Here is a 16,387-nt window from a genome sequence, read left to right as displayed (position 1 = left end):
GCTGGTCAACACCGGGAGGAGAGTGCAAGCTCCGCTTCGACAGAAACGACGCATGATTGCGGCCTGTGACGGAATGGTCGCAGCAATATATCGCGGCGCAACAAGGAGATATGTCATGGATTTGGGATTGGCAGGAAAGCGGGCATTGGTCTGTGCCAGCAGCAAGGGGCTGGGTCTTGGTTGCGCAGAGGCCTTGGCTGAGGCCGGGGTGGATCTGGTGATGAACGCGCGGGGGGCGGAGGCGCTTCTGGCCTCGGCCCAGTCAATCCGCGATGCTTGTGGCGTTAATGTGGAAACCATCGCGGCTGATGTCACGACTGAGGAAGGGCAGGCCAAGGTCGTCGCCGCAGCTGAGGGGGTGGATATTCTGGTGACCAACGCAGGGGGGCCGCCGCCGGGGCTATGGTCTGACTGGGAGCGTGAGGATTTTATCAAGGCGCTGGACGCCAACATGCTGACCCCGATTGTGCTGATCAAGGCGCTGGTGCCGGGAATGATGGAACGGGGCTGGGGGCGGGTGGTCAACATCACGTCACAATCGGTGAAGGCGCCAATCCCGGTTCTGGGCCTTTCGAATGCGGCGCGCACCGGGCTGACTGGCTATGTGGCAGGCACCTCCCGTCAGGTTGCCGCGAAAGGCGTGACCATCAACAACCTGCTGCCCGGCATCCACGCCACGGATCGGGCGGTGTCATTGGACACCGGCGTTGCCCAGCAACAGGGGATTTCCCTTGAGCAGGCTGCCGAGCAGCGCGCCGCCAGCATTCCCGCCGGTCGCTATGGCACGCGGCAGGAGTTCGGGGCCACCTGCGCCTTCCTCTGTTCGCAGCACGCGGGTTTCATCATCGGTCAGAACATCCTGCTGGATGGTGGCGCCACCAATATGACCATTTAACGGGGCGGGCAGATGGCATCCGGGTTCTCGCTTAAGGATCAACTGTTTAATCAGGAGAAGACCCGCTACCTTGCGGGCCTTTTCGCGGCGGCGGACCCCGGATTTGATGCTGCGGCGTTTGAGGCTGAGGTGATGGCTCAGCTGCCGGATCTGGAGCTGAAGGAGCGCATTACCTTGATCGCAGAGGTGCTGGCCCGCCATCTGCCTGCGGATCTGGAGGCCGCCGCACCCGTTCTACGACGGGCGCTGCCGCCGCCTCTGGACCCCAGCCTGTCGGATGATGACTTCGGCGACTTCATCTTTGCACCCTTGGGAGAATTCGCGGTACTGCGCGGGCTGGAGGCGGCCCCGGAACTGTCGCTGGACCTCCTGTCCGAAATCACCCAGCGGTTTTCGATGGAATGGGCCATTCGCCCGTTTCTGACCCGCTGGACCGATCAGACATTGGCCGCGATGCAGGGGTGGGCGACAAGTGACAACTATCACGTTCGGCGGCTGGTCAGCGAAGGCACCCGGCCAAGGCTGCCCTGGGGCCAGTCGGTTCCCCTCGCATTGGCGCAGCCCTTGCCCTTGCTGGATCAGCTCCACGCTGACCCGACCCGCTATGTGACACGTTCAGTGGCCAATCACCTCAACGACATCTCAAAAAAGGATCCGGAGCTGGTCCTGGATCGGCTGCGCAGCTGGCAGGCGGCAGGCCAGCAGCGCCGCAAGGAGCTGGTCTGGATGACCTCCCATGCACTGCGTGGGTTGGTGAAGGCCGGGCACAGCGGCGCGATGGAGATGCTGGGGTATGACCCGGACATGCCTCTCGCCGCGACGATCACACTGCGCGACGATCCTGTGCATATTGGCGGCGCCCTGCAGTTCGAGTGCCAGCTGGATGGAGCAGCGGACGCCCCGGTGCTGGTGGACTATCGCCTGCATTTTCAACGCCCCGGCGGCAAGGTGTCGGCCAAGGTCTTTAAGCTGAAACAAACTGTCCTGAACGGCGGTAGCACGCGTCTCAGCAAACGCCATCCGCTGAAAGCCGGGGCGAGCACCTTTACTCTGGTGCCGGGAACCCATCGGCTTGAGCTGCTGGTCAACGGGCGCGTGCGCGCTGAGTTGAGTTTTGTTTTGTTGCCACCGCAGTGATCATGCTGCCACTGACAACCCTTGATGTCGCGCTCTGGTGCGCTCCCTTGCATGGAGACATTGGCGTTGATATCTGCAGGCCAATCCCGATCATTTAGGTCGGACACGAAGAACGAGGTCGCATGACATCTGCCCCCCCTGATCCGATGCTTGGCACCGATAGCGTCTCGGCGCCTGCGCCGCGTCTCGAAATCCGCAATCTGCGGCGATTCTTCGACGGGCGTGCGGTGGTGGATGATGTGTCCTTGCAGATCCAGGCCGGGCAGGTGACCTGTCTGCTTGGCCCGTCGGGATGCGGCAAATCCACAACGTTGCGGATGATCGCCGGGGTGGAGATGCAGGACAGCGGCGAAATCTACGTCGATGGCAAGCTGATCTGCGACACCGTGTTTCGTGTGCCGCCAGAACGCCGTGAAATCGGGCTGATGTTTCAGGACTTTGCCCTGTTTCCGCATCTGAGCGTGGCCGACAATGTTGCCTTCGGGCTGAAGGGCAGCAAAGACGAGAAACGCGCCCGCGTTGAAGAATTGCTGCAAAAGGTCTCGCTCGCGCAATATATCGACGAATTCCCCCACCAACTGTCCGGCGGTGAACAGCAGCGCGTGGCTTTGGCCCGCGCGCTGGCGCCACGCCCCCGGATCATGCTGATGGATGAGCCGTTTTCCGGGCTCGATAATCGCCTGCGCGACGGCATTCGTGATGAGACCCTGACACTGCTGAAAGAAGAGGACGCAGCCGTCCTGCTGGTCACGCATGAGCCGGAAGAGGCAATGCGGATGGCTGATGAGATCGCTTTGATGCGTTCTGGCAAGATCGTGCAGCAGGGCGCGCCTTATAACGTCTACACCCGGCCGGTGGATCGCGCGGCGGTTGGTTTTTTCAGTGATACCAACGTTCTGCAGGCGGAGGTGAACGGAGCGCTTGCCGAAACCCCCTTTGGCCAGTTTCTGGCACCGGGCGTACCGGATGGCACGGCAGTGGATATCGTGTTCCGCCCGCAGCACCTGCGCATTGATTTTGACCGCAACGGGCGCGGCCCGCACCCGACGCCCAGCGACGGGGTTGCCGCCCGCGGCGTCGTCAAACGGGCCCGCTTCCTCGGGCATGAGAGTCTGGTTGAGTTCCGCATGGATTTCGATGGCAGCGTGTTGAAGGCGACGGTCCCCAATGTCTTCCTGCCGGACGCCGGGCGGGTGATGTGGCTGACTGTGCGCCGCAACCGTTGTTTCGTCTTTCCAACCGGCGGCTGACGCGGCGGATCAATCCGGTGCGGACGTGTCGGCATAAGGTTGATAATCCATCAGGCGCTTGCCCGGTTCATCCACGAATAGCTCCGGCAAGGGTTCGGCCGCCTCGATCAGGTCTACCCGAAACACCCGAAAGTCCTCGCGAGTCTCGCACCAGGCCGTGAGGGTCCAGACCCGCCCCCAATACTCCATATGCAAGGGGCGGATGATACGCTCGGTCAGGGTCTCATCGATGCGGCGATAGGTCAGATGTAGCTTCTGACGCGCCTTGATCGCGGCGCGGAGTGTCGGCATCTGGGTAAACCCTCGCGCTGCGTCGGCGAAGGGGTAGACTGCAAATTTCCAGGCATCAGCTTCGGCAATGGTGCCCTCTGGCAGAACCGCATCCACCTTCGCAGCAAGACTTTCGGCGGCAGCTTTCAGGTCCGGATCGGCAGCCTCGGCGACAATCGCCATGCCGAGGTTCAGCGCCTCCAGCTCCTCGCTGGTGAGGGTGAGCGGCGGCAGCGTGATCGCCTCGCGCACCATATAGCCCACACCACGCGCGCCCTCGACCGGCACACCGCTGGCGACCAACGTGTCCATGTCGCGGTAAATTGTGCGGGTCGAGACCTCCAGCCGGTCCGCAATGTCCTGCGCGCGGTGCAGTTTTCCATCGCGCAGGATCTGGATAATATCAAAGAGGCGGTCGGTGCGGCGCATGTGCTAGCCTTGATACGCGGCGGGCATGAGGTCAAGACCACCCATTGAGCCTGTATGGAGCCTGACCCTAGCTGACCATGGACCAGAGCACTTCCTCATGGCGCATCTTGGCCGTATCGGACGCGATTGCCGCCATCACCTCTGCCGCGAATTCTTGCTGCATGAAGCTTTGCGCCACCTCTTGGGCGGTCGCCATGTCCTGCCAGACCACATAATCCGTCCAGCTGCCATCTGCGCCTTTGGTCAGTTGCCGGTGCATGAACCCGGATTGGGCGCGCACAAACGCTTCCGTGCGCTGCATCAGCGCGATGAAATCCGCCTCCTTCTGCCCGTCATTCAGCTGAAAGGTTACGATCTCTGCCACATGTCTTTGCATCACTTGTCTCCTTTTCGGTGTGATGCTCTGGCAATAGCGCCATCCAACTGACATAAACCTGTCAGTTGGATGGCGTCACCTCGGATAAATCTGCTTTTTTGTCAGTTTCCGATGTCGCTCATACGGCTCAGATCTTTGCGCTGCCGGGGCGGGGGCGTAAAACCGTCATCAAATGACATCTGCGGGCCATTCCCCGGTCCGCACGCAGAAGGAGACCCTTTCATGCTTAACAATATTGGCCTTCCGGGCCTGCTGCTCATCGCCGTTGTCGTGCTGGTCCTGTTTGGTCGCGGTAAAATTTCTTCGCTGATGGGCGAAGTGGGCAAAGGCATCACCGCCTTCAAGAAAGGCGTGAATGACAGCACCAAGGAACTGGAAGAAGACAACACCGCTGAGGCCGCGCGCGACGTGACCCCCGAGACCGAAAAAGACAAGGTCTAAGCGGCGATGTTTGATCTTGGGTGGACCGAACTCATGGTCATCGGCGTCGTGGCGCTGATTGTTGTCGGCCCCAAGGACCTGCCGGTTTTGTTCCGCAATGTCGGGCGGTTCGTGGGCAAGGCCAAGGGCATGGCGCGCGAATTCAGCCGGGCCATGAATGATGCCGCCGATGAAGCCGGCGTCAATGACATGGCCAAGGGGCTGAAGGCGGCAACCAATCCGATGAACACCGCTATGGATGGCGTCAAACAGGCGGCGCAGGATATGGCTAAGTCGATTGACCCGACCAAATTCGACCCTGACAGCGAAACCGGGAAACTGGCGGCTGAACGGGCGGAAGATGCCAAGAAGATCCAGGCAGCCACCGCCCGTGCGGCGGCAGACCGCAAGGCGCGCGAGGCGGCAGAGGCCCAGACCAAGGCGGCTGAGGCGGAGGCAGCACTCGCGGCCAGTGATGCGCCAGACACGCCGGAAAGTGAGAGCAAAACATGAGCGCGTCAGAAGATATCGACGACAGCACAGCGCCGCTGATTGAGCATCTGGCCGAACTGCGCACCCGCCTGATCCGGGCGGTGGGCGCGTTCATCGTGGGGATTGTGCTGGCCTTCACCGTGGCGGAACCGATCCTGCAATTCCTGCTCGGCCCGATTGAGGAAACCCTGCGCAATCTGGGCGATCCCGCACCGACACTGCAATACACCAGCCCGCAGGAATACCTGTTCACGCTGTTCCGCATCTCCATGGTATTTGGCTTTGCGCTGTCCTTCCCGGTCATTGGCTTCCAGCTCTGGCGCTTTGTGGCGCCGGGTCTATACAAGACTGAGAAGAACGCGTTTTTGCCCTTCCTCATTGCCTCGCCGGTGATGTTCCTCTTGGGGGCGAGCTTTGCGCATTTCGTGGTGACACCGCTGGCGATGGCCTTCTTCCTTGGCTTTGCCGATGTGTCGTCGATCTTTGCCAACCTCCTGTCTGGTGCGGTCAGCAGCCTGCCTGCCGATGCCGCCGTGGTGCCGGAAACCACAGATGGGGTGCGGATTACCTTCTTTGGCAAGGTGAACGAGTCGCTGGATATCACGCTGAAATTCATCATGGCCTTTGGCCTGTGCTTTCAGTTGCCAGTGCTGCTGACCCTGATGGGCAAGGCCGGTTTGGTCAGCGCTGACGGGCTGGGCAGCGTGCGCAAATATGCGGTTGTCGCGATCCTTGTGCTGGCCGCGCTGGTGACCCCGCCGGATGTGATCACGCAAGGCATCCTCTTCTCGGTGGTTTATGGCCTCTATGAGGTGTCGATCCTTCTGGTGCGCCGGGTCGAGAAAACCCGCGAGGCAAAGCTGCGCGCCGAAGGTTACTATGACGACGAGGATGATCTTGACGACGAGATGGATATGCATCCCGAAGACGATCCTCTGCTGGCTGAGTTCGACGAGGACGAGGATAGCGACGGTAAGGCCAAGTAATCCTTACCGGAAATAATGAGAACGGGCGCGCTGGCAACGGCGCGCCTTTTTGCTTTGGCGGCTGCCCTCTTGCCCGCGTCGCCGGAACATGCTTTGACCCCGGTAACTCACCGACGGAGACCCCCATGGACCAGAACAAACCCACCCGCGTTGTGCTTTCCAGCGATCACGCCGCAATCGAGCTGCGTCAGGCCATCGCGGAGCATATCGCCGCAAACGGCTGGGAGGTCGTCGACATTGGCCCCACCACCCCCGAAAGCACCCATTACCCCAAGCACGGCGCAGCAGCGGCGGAGCGTGTGGCCTCGGGCGACTGCGATCTCGGGATCATCCTTTGCGGAACCGGTCAGGGCATCATGATGGCGGCAAACAAGGTGAAGGGCATCCGCTGCGGGGTCTGCTCCGAAACCTTCTCCGCCAAGATGATCCGCCAGCACAACAACGCCAATATGCTCTCCATCGGGGCGCGTGTGGTGGGCGACAGCCTCGCCATCGAAATTGTCGATGCCTTCCTCAATGCTGAGTTCGAGGGCGGCCGTCACGCCACCCGTGTGGACATGATCGAAGCGCAGGACAGCTAAGCGCGAGACACCGTGACCAGCCATCACGGAACCGGAGGCCCACAGTATGGATGAGACAAGTCTGAACCGCATCGCTGATGCGCTGGAGCGGATGGCGCCTGCGCCTTTGGAGGCGCCCGATTTTGCCGCCGCGTCCGCGTTTGTCTGGCATGTCGTGCCGGACCGGCTAGAGGCAGTGGACATCGTAAATCGCGTTGATCTGCAACTGCTTCTGGGGATCGATCGTGCGCGGGATACCCTGTTGGACAACACCCGCCGTTTTGCCGCCGGGTTCGGGGCCAATAACGCGCTTCTATGGGGCGCCCGTGGCATGGGCAAATCCAGTCTGGTGAAGGCGATCCATGGCCAGCTGTCACCGGAATTTCCGGCGCTCAAACTGGTGGAATTGCAACGCGAGGATCTGCCCTCGGTGGCACGTCTTCTGAACCATCTGCGCGCCGCGCCGGAGCGCTTCATCTTGTTCTGTGATGATCTCTCCTTTGGCCATGATGATCAGCACTACAAAAGCCTGAAGGCGGTGCTGGATGGCGGCATCGAAGGGCGGCCAGACAATGTGCTGTTCTACGCCACCTCCAACCGTCGCCACCTGATGCCGCGCGACATGATCGAGAATGAGCGCTCCAGCGCCATCAACCCGTCCGAAGCGGTTGAGGAAAAGGTCTCGCTCTCGGATCGGTTCGGGCTGTGGCTCGGCTTTCATCCTTGTGATCAGGACGAATATCTCGCCATGATTTCAGGCTATTGCGCGGCTTACGGCGTAGAGGTTGCGGAGCAGGAGCTGCGCGCCGAGGCGATCGAATGGCAAGCCACACGCGGCGCACGTTCGGGCCGGGTCGCCTGGCAGTTCTTCACCGATCTGGCGGGGCGGCACGGGGTAAAAGTCAGCTGATCAGCGGGTGAGTGCAGCTCTCCGACAATCATGCAGGCAAAACGTAAAAACGGCGCTCGCAAAATCTCCCGGGCGCCGTTTTCTGATCTGGTGATGTGAGGTCGATCTTATTGCAGATAGGGCAGGGGATCGACGCTTTCGAAACCATTGCGGACCTCGAAGTGCACATAGGCGGATGGCCCGTCACGCAGAGCAGCAATCGTCTGGCCGCGTGATACGGTATCTCCCTTGTTCACCTCAATCTTGTCGACATTGGCGTAAACTGTCAGCAGCTTGGCGTCATGGCGGATCACGATAATCGGGATATTGTTGGAATCCTTGGTGATCGCCGCGACCGTGCCGCCATCGGCGGCCTGCACCGGCGCGCCCGCAGCCCCCGCGATATCAATGCCGTCGTTTTTGCCCTTGGCATAGGTGCGGGTGATCTTGCCTTTGACTGGATAACTCATCGCGCTGCTGGAGCTGCGGGTGGGGGCGGGAACTTCGACCTTTGGCAGATCCTTGGGAGCTTCGGCGGCGGGGGCAACGGTTTCTTGCGGCAGCGGCTTGGTGGCGCTGGGTGGGGTGGGCGTGCTGGTGCCCTCACCGGGGGCCGTGACGGTTGCGACCGCAGGTACAGTTGCTGCTGAGGCCTCCTTGCGCGGTGCCGGGCGGTCCTTCAGCGGGATCAGCAGGAACTGGCCTTCGCGAATGGCAAAATCGCTGCCCAGACCGTTCCATTCCGCCAGTGCCTTTACTGGCACCTGATAGAGCCGCGACACGGTATAGGCGGTCTCGCCACGTTTCACCTTGTGGCGCACAGGCTCCGGCCCGCTCTGCACCTGCGGCTTACTCGCAGGGGGCTGCGGCGCCAACGGCGTGGTGTTGACGGTGCTTGCTGCATTTGGCGTGGTAGAGGGCGCGCTGTCGATGGCATCTCCCGCCAGCGAGGCGATATCCACACCGCCTGCGCTGTTTGAAGCGGTGCCAGGCGCACGACGGGGCAGGGCGATGATTTCGCCCTGGCGCAGCGGATCGTCCGTCTTCATGCCGTTGAAGCGGGCCAATTCGCTGGCGGGCAGACCGATGCGCCCAGCCACGTCATTCAGCGTATCACCGCGCCGAGCCACGGCCACTTGATAAGACGGGTAGGTGATCAGCCCATTGGAATCCGGTTTCGGACGGCTGGTGGTGGCGGTTTGGGCGGCTTTGGTGGTGTTGAAAGCACCGATCTGGCCGCGCAGATCATAGTCTAGCGGCGCCTCGCAAGCGGCCAGCACGGCCACCAGAGGCAACGCCATCAGCACCTTGCGGCCTGTCGCACGATCGCGGCGGGTGGGGTCAGTCACTGTCATTTCGCTCTCCTCAGAACGCCGTTCCCGTCTTGCGGGCCCCCATTATCCCTGGGGCTTGCCAATAGTCCGTCGGCCAGCCACGTGATCCGGCTCGGGATCTTCCCGAACTTTGGGGGAGGGCAGGTCTTGCCTCTCCCTTACGTGTCTTTGCCGATCCCCTCAAGCAGGGGAACAAAACGCACCGGGCGCAATTCGTCGTATTCCAGACCGCTGGCGGTTTTTTGAACACGGATCAGGGTCTGTACGGTGTCCGACTGCCCCACGGGCACCACCATGATACCGCCGGTCTTGAGCTGGGCCAAGAGCGGGCCGGGCGGATCCTCGGCGGCAGCGGTCACAATGATTCGATCGAACGGGGCCTGCTCCGGCAGCCCGTGACTGCCATCCCCCACCAGCGAGGTGATATTGGAAAGATGCAGCTGGTCAAAGATCTGCCGCGCCTCGCGCACCAGTCGGGCATGGCGGTCCACGGTATAGACACGCCGCGCCAGCTTGCTCAGGATCGCAGCCTGATAACCCGAGCCGGTGCCGACCTCCAGAACCGTGTCGCGGGGCGAAACCTGCAAGGCCTGCGTCATAAGCCCGACGACCGAGGGCTGCGAAATGGTCTGACCGCAGGCAATCGGCAGCGGCATGTCCTCATAGGCGCGCGCCGAAAACAGCCCCCGCACAAAGGGGCCGCGATCGATCTGTTCCATCGCGTCCAGCACCTGCGCATCCGTCACCCCGCGTGAGCGCAGGGCAAACAGAAACTGCATCTTGGTTTCGGCAGTCGGCTCGCTCATTCAATGCCCTTCAGGCGCTCCAGCGCGTCCGTCGCCGTCAGATCAGCCCGCATCGGCGTGACCGAGATATAGCCCGCCAGGTTCTGCGCCGCATCGGTGCCCTCGGCGGTAGCGATATGCTGATTGCCGCCCCGGATCCACAGGTAGCGTCGCCCGTTGGGGGAGGTCTGTTCCTCGACGGAGAAATGGCTGCCACGCCGAAATCCCTGCGGTGCGATCCGTCGCCCTTTCACACTCTCCGCGGGGACGGGCGGGAAATTTATGTTGTAAAACAAGCGGTAATCCGCGTCTTCCTTGGGTTGTGTGTCAAGGATTGAGCGGATGAGATCGGCGCCGTGTTGGGCGGCGGCTTCAAACGGGTTGTCCAGCTGGTTGTTTTCTGGTCCGAAGTACTGCGAAAGCCCCATCGCGGGGATGCCTTGCAACGCTGCCTCCATCGCGCCACCCAGTGTACCGGAATAGAGCGCGTTCTCAGCCGAATTGTTGCCCCGGTTCACGCCCGACAACACCAGATCCGGCAGCTGATCCTTCATCACCACATGGAGCCCGGCAAGCACGCAGTCCGCAGGGGATCCTTCGGCGGCAAAGCGGCGCTCGCCCAGCTGGCTGAGCATGAAGGGGCGGGTGTAGCTGATGCAATGGCCGACGCCTGATTGCTCAAAGGCAGGGGCAACGGTCCAGACCTCGCCGTCGGGGCCTGCCACCTCGCGGGCGATTTGTTCCAGAACAGCCAGACCGGGGGCGCTGATGCCATCGTCGTTGGTGATCAGAATTCGCATGAACTGGGCCTCTCGTCTGGCTCTGGCGGGCTGTATCTTGGGTGCGGTCACGCCGATCCGCGTGTCCGACCTGAATAAGATGTGGGGCAAAAGGGGGCAAGAGTTTCCCCACTGTGACCGCGCGCAAGCTGCCCGGTGGCGGCCCCTGCGGCACAGAGGTCACAGGTTTGTTGCCGGACCTAGAAACCAACGCGACCGGCACCCCTGTCGGACACCGGTCGGCGGAATATCGCGCGTCTGCGTTGCGGTTAGGCGTCATGCAGCCGATGGGCAATCGGTGGTCAGTCGGCGGCGGTCAGTATCTGGGGCAACAGCCGGGCCGCTTCCTGCTGCGGACTGGCCAGCGCGTCGCGATCCTCGCCCGGGAAAAAACGGGCACGGACGGCGGTTGCCATGGGCTGCGGCGTCAGGACCTGCACCTTGGGGCCGGTCTTTGCGGTCTCAACCTGCCAGCTGTTGGCCAGCGACATCTGGGCCGCTTTGGTGGCACCATAGGCCCCAAAGAACTTCTCTCCGGCGCGCGGGTCGTCAAAAAACACGGCCTGACCGGTCTGCCCCAGCAGCGGCGCCACATAGGGGATCAGCACGGAGGTCGCCGTGGCATTGATCGCCATGGATTTTTGCCAATCCTTCGCAGCGACGAAGTTGGCAGGGCTTAGCGGCGCAGCATGGATCGCGGTGTGCAGCCAGAGATCCAGCTGCCCCCAGCGGTCATGGATGCCGCGGCAGAGCGTGGCCATAGCATCGGGGACAGTGATATCCATCGGCGCCAATGTGGCAGAACCGCCGACGGATTTGATCCGGTCGTCCAGCTCTTCCAACGCGCCCGTGGTGCGGGCCACTGCAACGATGTGATGCGTCGGCGCCAGTGCCTCTGCGAGGGCGGCGCCCAGACCCCGAGAGGCCCCGGTGATGAGAGCAAGTTTCTGTGTCATGGGCGCCTTGTGCGGCGCAGCGTGGCGCGGGTCAAGGGGCCAAAGCGGCGCAGCCTCCGTCTCAGTTCCCCGTCAGCCTTCCGTCAGTCCTCTGACAGGCACCAAGGCGGGTCAGCTGCCGGGCATCTCGATCCGCGCAGCCTTGCCGTTTTTCTGCAGGATCAGGCCTTCGGCATCAATGGCAATGACCTCACCGCCAGACAGCCGGCTGCCACGGGTCACCACCTGCATGCGGCCACTGGGCATGCGCACCATGGCGCTGAGGTTATTACTGGCGCCGAACAGTCCCAACAGGCTGAGGCGGTTGCGGCGCAAGGCGTCTTTCTGGGTGGCATGACCTGCAACATTCGCTGGGGTCTTGCCGCTATCACGATTTGCCATTCTGGTAACTTGGTTCTTTCTCTGAGGCGCTCAGGGCGGATGCCGGTCGGCTATCAGCTTCACTTTCCGCCGAACAGAGGGGGCGGCGCGCGGTGGCAAGCGACTGCCGGTGGGCCGCCCATTGGTGCGCAAGCCCTTGCGCATTGCCCGTGCTGACGCTGCGCAATTGCGCGCAGGCCCTTGAACGTTTGCGGGGGAAAGCAGGCTACGAAGGTGGGGGACTTCACTAGGGTCAGGCGTCGTAGATCAGCGACGGCAGATCGTGACCATAGGCATAAAGTAGGCCCAGCAACTCTTCCAGCTGCGCACCTACCATCTGCAAATTGTAGAGCGGATGATCCGGCTCGGAGATCTGCAACTCCGGATATTGCCCCTCAGGTCGCATATGCAACATTGCCTCAACCGAATCGCTGCCATCCGGTGGGATGGCATTGGCCAGCCAGGCGCGTTTGCTGCCCAGATCCTCGGTCTCCTGCATCTCGAACCGGTCGAGATAGGCCTCGAAATCCTCTTGGCTCAGCCGCGCCCAGGTGCCCAGAATGAACTCCTCACCACGGGTATCCGCCAATGGCACCGCCAGTACCGCACGTATGAAGCGCAGTTTGCCAAGGCGGCAGAAATCCTCGGTCAGCACATCACCGGCCTGAGCAGAGATCGCGCTGTTGTCATGCACGAACATATCTTCCGGGCAGACATCGGGCCGGTCACAGCTGAGGCTCAAGAGCTGGGCAAAGGTCGCCCCGCAACAGCGGCACTGGCGCTGTGAGCCAAGCATGCGGGCGAGATGTGGATCCAAAGGGTCGGCCTTTCGGTGGCGGGCGGTGGTGGTCGCAAAACGGCAAGAGGCGCCGATCCGGTGATCAGCGCCTCATGAGTCGAACTGATATCGGCTGCGCTCTTACTCTGCTGCGGCTTTCATTTCAAACCCCCGTTCCACCATATCGGTGGGAACAACCGGATATTCGCCAGAGAAACAGGCGTCGCAATACTGCGGGCAGGCGCTGTTGCGCCCCTGATCCTGACCGACGGCGCGGTAAAGCCCGTCCAGTGAAATGAACTTAAGGCTGTCCACGGCAAGATGCTTGGCCATCTCATCTTCGGACATGTTTGCCGCCAGCAACTTGTCACGATCCGGTGTGTCCACGCCGTAGAAACAGGGCCAGGCGGTCGGCGGAGAGGCGATGCGGAAATGCACCTCACTGGCCCCGGCATCCAGGATCATCTCCTTGATTTTGCGCGATGTTGTGCCGCGCACAACAGAATCGTCCACCAGGATCACACGCTTACCTTCGATCAGTGCGCGGTTCACGTTTAGCTTCAGACGCACACCCATGTTGCGGATCTGTTCGGTCGGCTCGATGAAGGTCCGGCCCATGTACTGATTGCGGATGATCCCCATCGCATAGGGAATGCCCGATTCTAGCGAATAGCCAATCGCCGCCGGGGTGCCGCTGTCGGGCACAGGGCAGACCAGATCCGCCTCGACCGGGTTTTCTTTGGCCAGCTCGCGACCAATGGCTTCGCGGGTCTCATAAACAGAACGCCCGCCAAGGATCGAATCAGGGCGGGAGAAATAGACATGTTCAAAGATGCAGAATTTGGACGCTTGGCGGCGGAACGGGAAATGGCTCTCGACGCCCTTGTCGGTGATCACCACCATCTCGCCCGGCTCGATTTCACGGAGGAATTCTGCGCCGATGATGTCCAGTGCGCAGGTTTCCGAACTGAGCGCATAGCCATCGCCGATCTTGCCGAGCACCAGCGGGCGCACGCCCAGCGGATCCCGCACGCCAATCAGTTTGGTGCGGGTCATTGCGACAACGGAAAACGCCCCTTCGACCCGGCGCAGCGCATCTTCCATCCGCTCGGGGATGTTGCGCTGCAGGGAGCGCGCCATCAGGTGGATGATACATTCGCTATCGGATGAGCTCTGGAAGATCGAACCACGTTCGATCAGCTCTTTGCGCAGGGAATCGGCGTTGGTGATGTTGCCATTGTGGGCAATAGCTGCGCCGCCCATGGCAAACTCGCCAAAAAACGGCTGCACGTCGCGGATCGCAGTCTGACCTTTGGACCCGGCGGTGGAGTAGCGCACATGGCCAATCCCAATCGGGCCGGGCAGGGTGGACATCACGTCCTGCGAGGTGAAGTTGTCGCGAACATAGCCAAACCGGCGGGCACTCTGGAACCCTTCGACAGGATCATGGGTGACAATGCCGCCGGCCTCCTGTCCTCGGTGTTGCAGGGCGTGCAGGCCAAGAGCAACGAAATTGGAGGCGTCCTGGACGCCGACGACGCCAAAGATGCCGCATTCTTCGCGCAGCTTGTCATCGTCAAACGGGTGGGCGGGGGGCATCTGCGGCATCGGCAAGGCGGTGTGGCTCCGAATCCGGTTGTCAGGATGCCCCCCACATAGAGGGTCCGCCCGCCCATGTCACCAAAGGATCACGGTTTCACGACAGTTGGGGTGAAAAACCCCGCTCGGCTGCTATTGCTCTCCACAACGACAAAGACCTGCGAGCGGTCGCAGGTCGGGTGTCTTGGCACGATAGGGGCTTGGAAGTGTAGGGTCTCAGCTTGGCTGAAGCAGATCGTGATCGCGCCCTCAGGCCGCCAGCAGACCGCGCAGCATATCAAAGGCGGAGAGCACGTCATCGCTTTCCTCATCCCGCTCATTCGCGTCGCCTTTGCCTGCATCGGCAAGTGCGCGGCCGTCTTCGCTGGCCAGGATCTGACGGGTCTCGGTCAGTGTCAGCATGCGAAACGCGCCGTCGTCGTCTGCACCGGTCTCACCTGCCACATGCACCAGCATGCCACATTCGGCCCAGATCATTTCTTCCTCAACAAAGGAGAGATAGATACGCGCCATCTTCTCCGGCATGGCGGCAGAGATACCGTTGTAACCGATCAGAGAGACCACTTTGGTCATCGCAGTGGGGATGTCGAACAGGCGCTCCACTGCGGCCAGTTCCAGACCAACCTTCTGATCCGCAGGCAGGGTGAGATCATTATCATTCCCCAGCGCACCGGCGGGGACATGCACCAAGGAGGTCAGGCGTGGCACCGCATGTTTGACGCCGGTCACTTCCTGCGCGCCACCGTCCAGCGTGTAGATCTTGTCACCGGGCTTTACATCGCGGGCCTGAACAAAGCCGCGATCCGTTTCCACCATCACATGCGGCAGCAGACCACCAGTGCGCGGCCGGGGCCGGGCACGGCTGGGAGCGGCGGGGGAGACAGCTGCCGGGAAATCCAGCAGAAGACCAACGGGCTGACAGTCAGCAAACGATGTCGAGTGGTCCAGCAGCATGGTGTCGTCCTTCTGAGCGATATGCCTGACATTCTGTCCGGCGTCTTGTTGACACCAATGTGCGCTGCGAAATTGGACGGAAATGGGGCAAGGATCGGGCCGATTGGGACAACTCAGGGGTTTTTGGCCGTCAATCCTGCCTCATTCACCGAATTGTTGCCCGAAAACACCTCGGATCACAGGATTTGTTAACTTTTATCGGCCTGCGTTCTGATGTGACCGAAGGATTGGTGCCGGTTTGAATGCCTCAAAACAGCGATTCTAATTGGTTAACAGAGTGTTAATCGGTGTTTTTGATGTTAGGAAAGGTAAACGTGCCTGTATCTTGAAATGTCGTCATTGGACAAATGGTCTGTGCGGAAACTCTGCCATAGCCATCACCGCGAGCGGTCACATGGCGAGGGGTCCGATGGTCAATCCCAGGCTTTGCAACCCTGCCAAACCTTAACCGATCACCGATCCAATCCGGCCACGAAAAAGGGCGCCAGCGGCGCCCCGTTCCAATCACTGATATATGTCCCGCCGCCGCAGATACGCGATCAGCGGTGGCGGTACACGCTTACTTCTCGCAGGAGCCGATCAGGCTTTCATACTGCGTGGTGACCCAGCCAAGCGCCTGCTCGGGGTTGCGGTCCTCGATCTTGCCAATCATCCGCTCAAACACCACGGCAGAGCGGCTCTCATCCACCATGGTGAAGCTCTGACCGGTCATCACCACATTGTAGAGGAAGAAGGCAATCGCCACCAACAGGATACCGCGCAGCACCCCAAAGAAGAACCCGATGCCCTGATCCAGCCCGCCAAGCGCAGAGCGCTGCACCAGCGAGGAAAATAGCGGCGTAAAGAATGACACCACAATCAGCGCCAATGCAAACACCGCAGCAAAGGCGGCGATGATCGACAATTCGCAGCTGTCCGCGATGAACTCCCCGATCACCGGGATTTCAGCCATTAGCGGCTCGACCTGCGGTGCAAACAAAAAGGCCAAGATGGCGGCGGCGATCCAACCAGCGATGGCCATCGCCTCACGCACGAACCCGCGCGAATAGGCCAGCAACGCTGATACAACAATGACAAGGGCCACGACCCCGTCGATAATGGTGAAACCTTCCATGTCCCTCGCCCGTTAACCTGCGAT

Annotated in this window: 19 protein-coding genes; 8 read left to right on the top strand and 11 right to left on the bottom strand. The window is 61.4% G+C overall.

The genetic code is table 11. The features are described from left to right. The first annotated feature begins 115 nt into the window (after positions 1 to 115). The 3 genes from GAL_RS11855 (at position 116) to GAL_RS11845 (ending at position 3,282) form a co-directional block, all read left to right on the top strand. Entirely contained in the window at positions 116 to 895 is a 780-nt protein-coding gene (locus GAL_RS11855) for an SDR family oxidoreductase (RefSeq protein WP_024097818.1), read from the top strand. Positions 896 to 907: 12 nt separating this feature from the next. Continuing rightward, the gene (locus GAL_RS11850; protein ID WP_024097817.1) at positions 908 to 2,032 is read left to right on the top strand and encodes a DNA alkylation repair enzyme; all 1,125 of its coding nucleotides are present in this window, start codon (positions 908 to 910) and stop codon (positions 2,030 to 2,032) included. Positions 2,033 to 2,154: 122 nt separating this feature from the next. Continuing rightward, on the top strand, positions 2,155 to 3,282 hold the full coding sequence (locus GAL_RS11845; RefSeq protein WP_024097816.1) for an ABC transporter ATP-binding protein: 1,128 nt from the start codon (positions 2,155 to 2,157) through the stop codon (positions 3,280 to 3,282). Positions 3,283 to 3,291: 9 nt separating this feature from the next. On the opposite strand, the gene GAL_RS11840 is transcribed toward GAL_RS11845, so the two are convergent. Continuing rightward, the gene (locus GAL_RS11840) at positions 3,292 to 3,981 is read right to left on the bottom strand and encodes a helix-turn-helix transcriptional regulator (RefSeq protein ID WP_024097815.1); all 690 of its coding nucleotides are present in this window, start codon (positions 3,979 to 3,981) and stop codon (positions 3,292 to 3,294) included. A gap of 67 nt (positions 3,982 to 4,048) precedes the next feature. Beyond that, entirely contained in the window at positions 4,049 to 4,357 is a 309-nt protein-coding gene (locus GAL_RS11835; protein WP_024097814.1) for a hypothetical protein, read from the bottom strand. A gap of 222 nt (positions 4,358 to 4,579) precedes the next feature. Here GAL_RS11835 and tatA point away from each other — a divergent pair, with 222 nt between their 5' ends. From tatA to GAL_RS11810, 5 genes are all read left to right on the top strand, one after another. Continuing rightward, a complete protein-coding gene (tatA, locus tag GAL_RS11830) occupies positions 4,580 to 4,798 on the top strand; it encodes a twin-arginine translocase TatA/TatE family subunit (protein ID WP_024097813.1) in 219 nt (72 codons plus the stop codon). A gap of 6 nt (positions 4,799 to 4,804) precedes the next feature. Next, entirely contained in the window at positions 4,805 to 5,290 is a 486-nt protein-coding gene (gene tatB / locus GAL_RS11825) for a Sec-independent protein translocase protein TatB (protein ID WP_024097812.1), read from the top strand. Beyond that, a complete protein-coding gene (tatC, locus tag GAL_RS11820) occupies positions 5,287 to 6,255 on the top strand; it encodes a twin-arginine translocase subunit TatC (RefSeq protein WP_024097811.1) in 969 nt (322 codons plus the stop codon). Before tatB ends, tatC begins: the two co-directional genes overlap by 4 nt. 125 nt (positions 6,256 to 6,380) lie before the next feature. Further along, positions 6,381 to 6,836 carry a ribose 5-phosphate isomerase B gene (gene rpiB, locus GAL_RS11815; protein WP_024097810.1) on the top strand — a complete coding sequence of 152 codons (456 nt, stop codon included), beginning with the start codon at positions 6,381 to 6,383 and terminating at the stop codon, positions 6,834 to 6,836. Between the two features lie 46 nt (positions 6,837 to 6,882). Beyond that, on the top strand, positions 6,883 to 7,725 hold the full coding sequence (locus GAL_RS11810; protein ID WP_024097809.1) for an ATP-binding protein: 843 nt from the start codon (positions 6,883 to 6,885) through the stop codon (positions 7,723 to 7,725). A gap of 107 nt (positions 7,726 to 7,832) precedes the next feature. Here the strand turns inward: GAL_RS11810 and GAL_RS11805 are convergent, their stop codons facing one another. The 9 genes from GAL_RS11805 to GAL_RS11765 all read right to left on the bottom strand — a co-directional run bounded on the left by GAL_RS11805 (position 7,833) and on the right by GAL_RS11765 (position 16,363). Then, on the bottom strand, positions 7,833 to 9,059 hold the full coding sequence (locus tag GAL_RS11805; protein WP_024097808.1) for a LysM peptidoglycan-binding domain-containing protein: 1,227 nt from the start codon (positions 9,057 to 9,059) through the stop codon (positions 7,833 to 7,835). Positions 9,060 to 9,196: 137 nt separating this feature from the next. Further along, positions 9,197 to 9,844 carry a protein-L-isoaspartate(D-aspartate) O-methyltransferase gene (locus GAL_RS11800; protein WP_024097807.1) on the bottom strand — a complete coding sequence of 216 codons (648 nt, stop codon included), beginning with the start codon at positions 9,842 to 9,844 and terminating at the stop codon, positions 9,197 to 9,199. Then, complete coding sequence (gene surE / locus GAL_RS11795) at positions 9,841 to 10,623, bottom strand: 5'/3'-nucleotidase SurE (protein ID WP_024097806.1); 783 nt, start codon at positions 10,621 to 10,623, stop codon at positions 9,841 to 9,843. Before surE ends, GAL_RS11800 begins: the two co-directional genes overlap by 4 nt. A gap of 281 nt (positions 10,624 to 10,904) precedes the next feature. Further along, entirely contained in the window at positions 10,905 to 11,558 is a 654-nt protein-coding gene (locus tag GAL_RS11790) for an SDR family NAD(P)-dependent oxidoreductase (protein ID WP_024097805.1), read from the bottom strand. Positions 11,559 to 11,669: 111 nt separating this feature from the next. Then, positions 11,670 to 11,939, bottom strand: a complete 270-nt coding sequence (locus GAL_RS11785; RefSeq protein ID WP_024097804.1) for a type IV pilus biogenesis protein — start codon at positions 11,937 to 11,939, stop codon at positions 11,670 to 11,672. Between the two features lie 232 nt (positions 11,940 to 12,171). Continuing rightward, positions 12,172 to 12,714, bottom strand: a complete 543-nt coding sequence (locus GAL_RS11780) for a DUF2199 domain-containing protein (RefSeq protein WP_040104076.1) — start codon at positions 12,712 to 12,714, stop codon at positions 12,172 to 12,174. 123 nt (positions 12,715 to 12,837) lie between these two features. Continuing rightward, on the bottom strand, positions 12,838 to 14,295 hold the full coding sequence (gene purF, locus GAL_RS11775; RefSeq protein ID WP_040104158.1) for an amidophosphoribosyltransferase: 1,458 nt from the start codon (positions 14,293 to 14,295) through the stop codon (positions 12,838 to 12,840). Between the two features lie 249 nt (positions 14,296 to 14,544). After that, positions 14,545 to 15,249, bottom strand: coding sequence for a Hint domain-containing protein (locus tag GAL_RS11770; RefSeq protein WP_024097801.1), 705 nt, complete (start codon positions 15,247 to 15,249; stop codon positions 14,545 to 14,547). A gap of 559 nt (positions 15,250 to 15,808) precedes the next feature. Next, positions 15,809 to 16,363 carry a CvpA family protein gene (locus tag GAL_RS11765; protein WP_014874198.1) on the bottom strand — a complete coding sequence of 185 codons (555 nt, stop codon included), beginning with the start codon at positions 16,361 to 16,363 and terminating at the stop codon, positions 15,809 to 15,811. Positions 16,364 to 16,387 lie beyond the last annotated feature (24 nt).

It is taken from the genome of Phaeobacter gallaeciensis DSM 26640, from assembly GCF_000511385.1.
GTDB lineage: Bacteria > Pseudomonadota > Alphaproteobacteria > Rhodobacterales > Rhodobacteraceae > Phaeobacter > Phaeobacter gallaeciensis.
The sequence above is the reverse complement of the archived record's forward strand: the minus strand, read 5'-3'. Positions and strand labels throughout refer to the sequence as shown.